This is a genomic window from Verrucomicrobiota bacterium, from assembly GCA_027622555.1.
Lineage (GTDB): Bacteria > Verrucomicrobiota > Verrucomicrobiia > Opitutales > UBA2995 > UBA2995.
In genome coordinates, this window is the sequence record JAQBYJ010000058.1 from 25,675 (window position 1) to 35,916 (window position 10,242).

The following is a 10,242-nucleotide window of genomic DNA, read 5'->3' on the forward strand; positions in this document are numbered from 1 at the left end:
ACACTAGCTTGTGATGCTCCCGGTTGAAGCCAGCTCCTCCTCTTCTTTGTGCGCCCCGGGATCGATTTCATAAAGCTTGCACATGAACTGATGGAAATCGTTGAAGATAAGTATTAGCACTGGCACAAGCAGCAGTGTTATCGTCGTGGCGAAGACTATCCCCCATCCTAGGGAAATGGCCATTGGGATCATCCATACCGCTTGAGGGCTATCCTCAAACATCAAAGGCATCAGTCCGAAAAATGTAGTTAGAGAAGTCAGCAGAATCGGCCGGAATCGTCGTTCGCCAGCACGCCTCACCACTTCCCCAATTGGAATTCCTTTTTTTAGTTGCTGGTTCATAAAGTCCACTAATACCAAACTGTCGTTCACCACCACTCCACACAGTGCCATCATTCCCATAATCGAAGTTTGAGTGAGAACCGGATTACCATTATTAAACCCAAATATGGACGCCATTATCCAATGCCCGGCAATACCTCCAACTACTCCGAATGGAATTGCGGACATGACAATAAGCGGCTTGACGTAACTTTTTAAGGGAATGGCCAGGATTGCATAAATTAACGCAATCACTATAAAAATGCCTCGGACCATCCTTGCATTGTCCTTGTGAATTTTGGCAGCTTTCCCGGTCGTTTCAAAAGTCATGCCAGGGTATTTAGTCGCAACCAATTGGGGCAGGTATTCGAGCAGGATTTCATTTTCCATGCTCATGACATCGAGTTTTTCGGGATCACCGTTGGCATTAACAGTGACGACCCTTTTTCGATCCATTCTTTTAATTGAAGGCAGGCTTCTATCGGTCGAGATAGTTGCTACGGTTTCGAAAGGAACCTCCGTTCCATTGGCCGTACGAATCATCATTTTATTCAGGGAAGCCAGCGAATTTCGATCCTTTTCGGGATAACGAACCATCACCTGGATTTCATCTCTGCCACGTTGGATGCGCTGCGCTTCCGTACCGTAAAAGGCCGTCCGCACTTGTTGTGCAAGATTCACGGCAGTGACACCGAGATACTCAGCTTCTGGTCTTAGATCCAGGTTGAATTGCTCGTTGGAACGTTCATACGAATCCTCGATATCGTATAGCCCGGCAAAGGAGTTGAGCTTCTGTTGAAGGTCGATCGAAGCTTCCTTGAGTTTTTCCACATCATGAAAAGCCAGGTTGAAAGACAGCACCTGTGACTCATCCTTCATAAAGGAAAAATTAAATTGTTCGGCCTCAGGAATAGGTGGCACCAGGTCGCGCAGCTCGTTCACTAGATCCTTACTGCTGTAATTGACCTCACTCAATTCTGAAGGTGTGAGTTCAATCAAAATCTCTCCCAGTTCCGCGACTCCGGCCGATGGTCCCTTGGTTTGATAACCTGCATTCTGGAACGGCATTCCTCCAGCCGTAGCAAAAACATTTTTTATGACTGTGGTGCCAAACTTTCTGTTGAGGTCGGCTTTAAATTTCAGAGCGATCCCCTCTATCATATTCACTTTTTCCTGAGTCACTTCGAAGTTGGTTCCTGCCGGCATAAGGAGCGTGATCGTAGTCGTGTCACTCGGAGCACTCACGGATGATCGGTAGCTGATTCGATCACCCAGAACCAGGCTTACAAAAATAAGAAGCAGGCCAAAGAAAACCGAAAAGGTAACATAACGGTGAACCAAAACGTAGTTAAGAAAGGGTCGATAGTACTTGGAAATGAAACGTTCCAAGCCACCAGAAATACTACGCTGAAAACGGGAAAACGGTCCAAGTTTCTCTTTGGTAATTCTAAGGCTTTTAGTATGGCTGAGATGGGCCGGAAGAATCAGCTTGGATTCTACGAGGGAGAAAAAGAGTACCGGGATAACCACGACAGGCACACTGCCGTAAATGGCGCCCCTTGTGCCCGTCAAAAGGAACAGAGGTAAAAAAGCAACCATCGTTGTAATCACGCCAAAAAACACTGGAATGGATACTTCGTTGGTTCCATTGATTGCAGCACTCAAGGGCTTCCCTCCCCGCTGCATGTGCTGGAACACATTCTCCCCCGTCACGATGGCATCATCCACGACAATTCCGAGTGTCAGGATAAATGCGATCAGGGTGCCGATATTTAAAGTAATCCCCATATAGGGGAGTAGAAAAAACGTACCTCCAAATGCGATGGGAATTCCAAGAGCCACCCAGAAAGCCAGAATAGGTCGAAGAAAGAGGGAGAGAATTATGACCACCAAAACAAAGCCCAAGATAGCACTATCTTTGAGAGTCGTTAAGCGGACCTTTATCCGTTCCGAATCATCGTCCCAATAGTCGACGAATATCCCTTCAGGAAACTGAGCCTGTTTCGACTCGATAAATGCTTTTACGCTTTCACCAATTTCAATGGCGCTTTGGCTACCGGATCGGTAAACATCAATCGCGATGGCACGTTTGCCGTTATATTTTGAGACGATGGGAATTTCACTGAAGCCGTCCTTTACATCTGCAACATCCGATAGTCGGATTTGAGTGCCATCTGACCGCGTGAGAACAACGATCGAAGCGAAATCTTCCTGATGGTAGGCCTGCTGATTGGTTCGCAGCAGAATCCGGCCTGTTTCGGTTTTTACACTCCCTGCGGATAAATCCACTGAAGAGGTTCTTATGGCTCGGGCTATTTGGTCGAAAGTGAGGCCGTACTGGCGCAGCGTGGATTCAGAGACTTCTATCGCAATTTCGTAAGGTCGAACCGCCTTGAGCGTAACGATGGAAACATCCGGAAGGTTAGAAACTTCATCGCGCAACTGTTCCCCCAGAATCTTGGATTCCTTTTCCGTCAAGTCACCGGATAGAACGATAGTTATAACCCGTTGCAGGACGGAATAGAGATTGATTTGAGGTTTCTCGGCTTCCGGGGGAAAGGTCCGGATGGCGGAGACCCGGTTGGTCACCTCGTCCAGTTTTTCACTCAGATTGTAGCCATCCTCAATTTCCAGGCTAACTGTTCCCTTGCTCGCATTGGCTCTCCCTTGAAATTCCTCAATACCTTCAATATCGAACAGTGCTTCCTCCAGCCGCGTAACAATTGCCTGCTCGACTTCTCCCGGTGTGGATCCACGGTAAGTCACCGACACGTCAATCCTGCGAAAAGGTCGGTCGGGATATTCTTCCAGAACAATCTGGCTGGCACCATAAATCCCACCGGCAATCAGCGCAACCATCAGCAAATTGGCGGCGACTCCGTTGCGGGCAAACCAGGCGATGATTGAGTGCATCTTTATGGGGAAAGCGGGGTTGGCAGGTGGAGTATTTTTCGTCAGATTGAAAGAAATCGTTACATTTATGCCATAGACCCCTCACGCTCAAAGCAACATCAAAAGACCATTTAACCAACACCTAAACACAGAAACCATGACCCAAAGAACCCATAACGACAAGGTTGCACTGATCACTGGAGCAGGCCGAGGAATCGGACGTGCGATAGCTGAACGCCTGGCTAAAGATGGTGCCACCGTTGTAATTGCGGATCTCGATTCATCCAACGCTCAGACTACCGCTGAGGCGATCAAGGCATCAGGTGGAAATTCCGTTGCCGTTACTATGGATGTAACGAACGAGGAAAGCGTCCAGGAAGCCGTGGCCAAAGTATGGGAGTCATGTGGTCCTATTTCCATACTGATCAACAATGCCGGCTTGTTTGCATCCACCCCGCACTGTCTGAAACATTGGACGGTTGGCACACCAGTCTGGCCGTCATGCTCACCGGTCCACTACTTTGCGCACGAGCAACGATTCCTGACATGATAAATCAAGGTTGGGGACGTATCGTGAATATATCGTCCGTGATGGCATTCATGGCATACGGACAGGACGTCGGTTACTGCACAGCCAAATCCGGAATACTGGGACTCACACGTTCGCTCGCAGTAGAATTGGGAAAACATGGGATTAACGTAAATGCTATTTGCCCAGGACACATTCGAACACCGATAGCTGGAGGCTACCGCCAAGCATGTGGAGCAACGGGACGGAACGTCTCCAGAACAGTTTTATGAGGAACTCGTCGGCACTATTCCAACCGGTCGATTAGGAGAAGTCGAAGATATCGCAGCGATGGCATCCTTTCTTTGTTCCACGGACGCAGATCATGTAAGCGGCCAATCCATGCACATAAACGGCGGCTCGTATCTGACCTAATCGATTAAATTAAAAGGGTGAGAATCTTGATCAGTTGAGTCCCCCGCCGAATACTTCTTTATAAATCGGATCGAGATTTCGCAGCATTTCTTCTCCATCGCCTCTGAAAGTCGAGCCATGCATTATAGCGAGCGTTTTGGGTTTAAAATCAGCTAGCTCATTCAATATACGATGGGTGTTATGCGTGTAGGGCATATAATCCATCAAAGGTCCCGACTGATAGCCAACAACGGCATCCCTCGCTCTATCAAGTAGTCCATTTGATTCAATAAGCGGTTCAACCTTTCCTACTTGATGAAACAAGTCTGAACAAAACAGAGTTCCGTTGGTTTCTTCAAATAACATACCCGCATCCCAACCATGCGGAAGATGAGGAGTTGGATGGAAACGGAACCGATGATTTCCGGTCTCAATTATTTCGCCTTTTTCGAGGCCTCGAGGAGGTCTGTCAGCAAAGTCATTCAAGTTCACTAGCGCTCCAACCAAGCTGCAAGCGGCTGAGCCCTGGGTGCTACCTTCAGCCAATCGTTGAGTCCGCCTACTTCATCAACCTCGAAGTGACTCCAACTAATCCATCGAATGGTTGAAGGATCTATCAATTTCGATACCGCTTCAAGGAGTTCGGGAAACATCCCTCGCATTCCAGCATGGTAAAGAAGAGGTTCTTCGTCTTTGACCAGAAAATGATTAAATTGCAGATCAAACTGGTCTACATAAATGCTAATGCGGTAAACGTCGGGTGCGATTTCATCAATGGTTGTCATGAGCTATTAAGAATAGGGATTAAAATAATATATTTAAGTAAACAGTAATGTTTACTTAAATAGAGATCGCCTTTTCAAATAGCCTTGTCAATCATTTTATTAATCATACATGTTCACTGAAATGAAAAAACAGACTCGGTCCTACGTGCAAACGGCGCGCCGCCAATCGCAGGAAAAGACACGAACGCGAATTGTTAAGGCTCTGGTTGAGCTTCATCAAGAAGTGGGTCCCAAGAATACGACCATTGCCGCAGTCGCAAAACGGGCAGGAGTTCAACGACTGACGGTCTATCGCCACTTTGAGGACGAAACCGCCATGCTACAGGCTTGTTCCGGGCATTGGTCGATGCAAAATCCTCCACCCATCGAGGAAGATTGGGCCGAAATAGTTGATACCGATGACCGGACACAGGCTGCCTTACTCGCGATTAACACGTATTTTTCCGACAAGGAGGGAATGCTAACGAAAGTGTACAGAGACGCACCCGAGATACCCGCATTGGGACTTATCATGCAAGGGTTCGATGATTATTTCTCCACAATCGCAGACAAGCTGACTTTGGATCTATTGAATGGAAAATCCAATCCTCAGCTAAGATCTGTGGCTCGCCACCTTGTTCGATTTTCCACTTGGCAATCACTTTCAAAGGAGAACCTGACGGTAAAAGAAATTGCTCTGCTGGGATGGGCGTGGCTGAAAAAGCTATCGAGTTAATCAAAACGTTGTCTCTTGCCTGAAGTTGGTTGAAACACACCCGAGGCATTTATCGCGTGTGCATATTTCGACTATCCCTCGATAATGGATGTAGTAGGGAAACCACAATCTTGAAGGATTGTTTTGTCTCAGACGCTTTTTTTAATTGATGAAATTTTGCTCAGCGCACTGAGTAGTAGGAACCCCCGAATTTGTAATTCTATCAATTAAAAAGAGGACTCCAATATGTCTACAGCCACTATCGCTCCAGAAACTATTCAAGCATTCACCGCCGATGACTTCTCGGCACCCGACAAATTTACGCAATTTTGTTCGAACGGTGGAAAACCACTTAAGGGCCTTATTGGGGGTGAAGAAGTTCCCGGGTCCATGAACGCGGTTATCGATGTGATCAACCCCGGCACCAAGGAGGTTCTCGCACGGGTTTCCGAGATGGGATACGACGAAGTGAACCTGGCGGTTCAAAGTGGCTACCGCGCTTATCATGGAGGGTGGAACACTACTTCGGTCGAAGAACGTGCCGCGCTCATCATGAAATTGGTCGAACTGTTTGAGCGGGATAAAGAAGTATTTATGGCCTGCGAAATCCTGAACGGAGGAAAGGTTTCAGAACTAGCAGCGGGTGATATGGGAACCGTACGGGCATGTGCCGAATATTTTGTCGGGGTAGCCCATAAGACACGCTTTGGTGATAGCGACATCATGCATGTTGAAGCCGGAGTAGATGCCTATACCTACGTTGAGCCCTGGGGAGTCGTAGCTGGTATTATCCCATGGAATTACCCCGTAGTGCTCACGGCATGGTTTATGATTCCCGCCCTTCTTGCTGGGAATTGCATTCTCGTAAAACCGAGTGAAGAGACGCCACTGAGTGCACTTTACTTTGGAAAGTTAGCCCAGGAAGCAGGATTTCCTCCCGGCGTAATCAACGTGCTACCCGGACGCGGTGAACTATCTGGCAAGTTTATCGCCGAACACCCAGGTGTTCGTTATATCGCTTTCACAGGTTCTCCGGGTGTCGGTCAAAGTATTCTTCAAGCGGCGGACAAACACGGCACACGCGTAAAACGCGAGATGGGTGGCAATGGCTCTGCAATTGTCTGTGCGGATGCCGATCCAGAGTTGGTGGCGCGTATGATTGGTCGGAACGTGAATCAACACTACGGTCAAACCTGTTGCACGATCCACCGCGTATTTGCCGAGCGTTCCATTTTCGATGATTTTCTCGAAGCGTCGGAAGCGTTTTTTAAAGAACTCAAAATTGGCAATCAGGCCGAAAAAGGAACCCAGCTCGGGCCGGTTGTAAACTCACGCCAGCCGCTCCGAATTCTCCAGGGAATCGAGTTCGCGAAAGCGAATGGTGCTGAAGCCATTCTAGGAGGAGGCCATGCAACCGTACCCGGATGCGATGGTTTCTACATGAAGCCTACTCTCCTCAGATCTCAAACGGGGTCGGACTGCAACCCAGGGGAAGTCTTTCACACCTTTGTAAATGTTCAGCCCGTCGATTCAGTTGAACAGGCCATTCAATGTGCGAACAATACCAAGTATGGTTTGGGTTCAAGTGTTTGGACTAAAGACCTGGAGCTTGGCAAACGGGTAGCGAAACAATTCCGGGACGGAACGGGCCAGGTAAATTGTCACAATATGGGAGCCTATGGCATCCCTTACGGTGGCCAGGGAATTTCAGGTGGTCCTGGCGGCGGCGTTAACTGTGAAGAAACGCTGCACGATTATCTACAGGTCAAGGCGATTTACGTTAGCGATTATCCATCGTAGTAGCTGATACTTTGATAAGGAAACCCGTTAAGATGGGCGATCCGGATTAGGGATTAGGATCTAAGATCAAACCCTTCATACCCGCTTGCCGCGACCTTATTGCATTTTTTCACATAGAGCGGGAACCCGATGTATGGCATGAAAACACGTGGTTTTCCAGGTACGTTTGCACCGGTGTACCATGAATTGCATGCGGGAAATAAAGTTTTGTCTGCCACCTGGTTTACATGTTTCACCCAGGAGCCTTCCGCTTCAAGGGTAGCTTCAATTGTGAGGAAATTTTCGCTGCGCATATAGGCAATGCAATCGGCAATCCATTCCACGTGTTGCTCGATCGACGGCACCATATTGGAAAGCACCGACGGACTTCCCGGTCCGGTAACGGTAAAGAAATTGGGGAAGCCTTCAATCGCCAGGCCGAGATAGGTCAGTGGTCCGTCCACCCATTTTTCCTTGAGCGTCCTGCCACCGCGTCCACGAATATCGATGCGGAGCAAGGCACCCGTCATCGCATCAAATCCCAAAGCAAAAACAAGAGCATCTAATTGGAATTCTTTCCCGCCGACAACCATCCCGGACTCAGTTATTTTTTCGATGGGTGCGCCACTCAGGTCGACAAGATCTACGTTGTCGCGGTTGAAGGTCGCATAATAATCCGTATCGACGCACAGCCGTCGGCAAAAAACAATGCTGTCCGGTGACAACAGCTTTGCCACCTCAGGGTCCTCAACAATTTCCTCTATTTTACTACGAATAAAATCCCCGGCGGTATTGTTTGAATCCACATTTTCCATGATATCCTGGAAAGCCCCGGAGAAGGGCAAACCACCATACTCCCAAGCCGCTTCATAGACGTTCCTCCGCTTCTCTTCACTCACCGCCATGGCAAATTTCTCGGACGGTTGGACTCGAACGCCGAAGGGCATTTCGCTATTCTCCTTACGGAAATTTTTGTAGTCCGATTTGATGGCCTGCACACGATCGGGATCCAACGGCTTATTGCGGGCAGGCACGGTATAGGCAGGTCTTCTTTGGAAAACAGTAAGATGCTCGGCTTGTTTAGCGATTTGAGGAATCGCCTGTATCCCTGAGGATCCGGTACCGACCACACCCACTTTGAGTCCGGTAAAATCTACGCCTTCATGCGGCCACCTACTGGTCATATAAGTGTCACCCTTAAATGATTCGAGGCCATCAAACATGGGTTCATTCGCGGCCGATAAACACCCGGTTGCCATAATACAAAACCTGGCATTAAAACGCTCGCCGCTTTCGATGGCGACCGTCCAAAAACCACCATCGTCGTTATAGTGGGCTTCACTGACGCGGGTATTAAATAAGATATCAGGCCGAAGCTCAAAACGACCAGCTACATGATTAAGGTAGCGGAGAATTTCGGGTTGAGTCGCATAGCGTTCGGTCCACTCCCATTCCTGCTGAAGCTCCTCGTCGAACTGATAGGAGTACTCCATACTTTCCACATCGCATCGCGCACCAGGATACCGGTTCCAATACCAGGTGCCGCCCACGTCTCCAGCTGCCTCAATAACCCGGACTCTCAATCCCATTTGTCGAAGACGGTAAAGCATGAAGAGACCGGCGAACCCGGCGCCTACAACAACCGCATCAAAGTCAAGGGTTGGAGAAGTGTTCGTATGCGACATGGTTGGTTATTAAGAAATAATCGAAGATACTGTAAGAGCGTAAGTATTCTGGGTGCAACCCTTGCTCTACTGCTTATCCGGATATTATGATAAGGCTTAGTCAAAAACAATTTAACCATTTTCATCATGCTAAACTTCCAATCAATTTTCCTTCCGGGAATTATTTAAATCTGTACCAACACTGCCTATGCGGTGTCGCCATTACCCAAATCACTTTTTCGAAGACTCGCAATCAAGGGCTAGGACCTCGTCAGCTACTTCAACGATTCAAATGCGACCAAGGGAAACAAAAAGTTATACTTAAACTACAACAAGTCCGTTCAAGAGGGGCGGGAAAAAGACCATGACGCGCTTATAGTAAAGGGTCACGAGAATTGGCCGGAAATGTTAAAGGAATAACGCTAAGCTCTTCAATACAGAGGCAGGAAATTAGGTGTGGAAACCACAAGAAGCTCAGAAGGCACAAAGTCTGACACCAAAACCCGCGTGTCTGGATTTGGAGCGGCGTCTTGTTGGAATTTGAGTAGTTGATCTTACGCCGTCGTTGAAGAACTATGGCGAGATCTGCGAGAAGGGTTCATGGTCATGGGGGAAATCTATCTTTCAGTAGTGGAGATCTAGATGGCTCGACGCAAACAAGATTTAGGATCCTGATTTATTTTTTCTCTTCTTTTATTCAACCACCGATGACAGTTAAATTTATATAGCCTAACCATTTCGTGGATCAGTGTGAATTCGTACTACTATCCGGTAGAATCTTGTTTTTAAAGCAACGTTTTCGTATCCCAGCTCTTCACCACGAACTTCGCGAAAAGCTGGTATTAAAATACGTTCAAAGAAAAATGTTTTAACTACGAAAAGCGCAGAATTACGCAAAAAACTGAAAGCAGGCTCCCTTTGAAAAGCATAAACTAACCACCAATGGACGCGGATAATTTGGTCGTTTCTCATCAGTGAAAATCTGTGCCATCAGCCGTGCCGTGGCGTAGCCTTGGCGGAGACTGGTGGTTAAAATTTGTATCTTTTCCTTTTGAGAAATTGATTCGCTAGAGGAATGCGGGAATAACCCTTTATGCTTTTTCTCCGAGTCTCAAGGCACTCCGCCGGGCCGAGGCGTAGCCTTGACGAAGACAGGTGGTTAAGTTTTTTCATTTCCAACAGGAG

At 47.8% G+C, this 10,242-nt stretch carries 6 protein-coding genes and 1 pseudogene; 4 read left to right on the forward strand and 3 right to left on the reverse strand.

The window, feature by feature from the left end; all coding sequences use genetic code 11:
• Positions 1–3: 3 nt before the first annotated feature.
• On the reverse strand, positions 4–3,234 hold the full coding sequence (locus O3C43_15195) for an efflux RND transporter permease subunit (GenBank protein MDA1067837.1): 3,231 nt from the start codon (positions 3,232–3,234) through the stop codon (positions 4–6).
• A 136-nt stretch (positions 3,235–3,370) separates the two neighbouring features.
• Between O3C43_15195 and O3C43_15200 the strand changes: the two genes are divergently transcribed.
• The gene (locus O3C43_15200; GenBank protein MDA1067838.1) at positions 3,371–3,763 is read left to right on the forward strand and encodes an SDR family NAD(P)-dependent oxidoreductase; all 393 of its coding nucleotides are present in this window, start codon (positions 3,371–3,373) and stop codon (positions 3,761–3,763) included.
• Between the two features lie 210 nt (positions 3,764–3,973).
• Positions 3,974–4,156 (forward strand): SDR family oxidoreductase, encoded by a 183-nt coding sequence (locus O3C43_15205; GenBank protein ID MDA1067839.1) that lies wholly within the window; start codon positions 3,974–3,976, stop codon positions 4,154–4,156.
• A 30-nt stretch (positions 4,157–4,186) separates the two neighbouring features.
• On the opposite strand, the pseudogene O3C43_15210 reads toward O3C43_15205, so the two are convergent.
• Positions 4,187–4,920 (reverse strand): annotated as a pseudogene (locus O3C43_15210) (MBL fold metallo-hydrolase).
• A gap of 121 nt (positions 4,921–5,041) precedes the next feature.
• Between O3C43_15210 and O3C43_15215 the strand changes: the two are divergent.
• Both O3C43_15215 and O3C43_15220 read left to right on the forward strand, forming a co-directional pair.
• Positions 5,042–5,635: a TetR/AcrR family transcriptional regulator gene (locus O3C43_15215; protein ID MDA1067840.1), complete on the forward strand. Its 594-nt coding sequence runs from the start codon at positions 5,042–5,044 to the stop codon at positions 5,633–5,635.
• Between the two features lie 225 nt (positions 5,636–5,860).
• Positions 5,861–7,414 carry an aldehyde dehydrogenase family protein gene (locus O3C43_15220; protein MDA1067841.1) on the forward strand — a complete coding sequence of 518 codons (1,554 nt, stop codon included), beginning with the start codon at positions 5,861–5,863 and terminating at the stop codon, positions 7,412–7,414.
• A gap of 53 nt (positions 7,415–7,467) precedes the next feature.
• Here O3C43_15220 and O3C43_15225 read toward each other — a convergent pair whose 3' ends face one another.
• Entirely contained in the window at positions 7,468–9,078 is a 1,611-nt protein-coding gene (locus O3C43_15225) for an NAD(P)/FAD-dependent oxidoreductase (GenBank protein ID MDA1067842.1), read from the reverse strand.
• Between the last annotated feature and the right edge of the window lie 1,164 nt (positions 9,079–10,242).

What these genes read in the sequence shown, in the direction of transcription:
- O3C43_15195 (MDA1067837.1), bottom strand. Translation starts at nt 3,234, where the DNA reads ATGCACTCAATCATCGCCTGGTTTGCCCGCAACGGAGTCGCCGCCAAT.
- O3C43_15200 (MDA1067838.1), top strand. Translation starts at nt 3,371, where the DNA reads ATGACCCAAAGAACCCATAACGACAAGGTTGCACTGATCACTGGAGCA.
- O3C43_15215 (MDA1067840.1), top strand. Translation starts at nt 5,042, where the DNA reads ATGAAAAAACAGACTCGGTCCTACGTGCAAACGGCGCGCCGCCAATCG.
- O3C43_15220 (MDA1067841.1), top strand. Translation starts at nt 5,861, where the DNA reads ATGTCTACAGCCACTATCGCTCCAGAAACTATTCAAGCATTCACCGCC.
- O3C43_15225 (MDA1067842.1), bottom strand. Translation starts at nt 9,078, where the DNA reads ATGTCGCATACGAACACTTCTCCAACCCTTGACTTTGATGCGGTTGTT.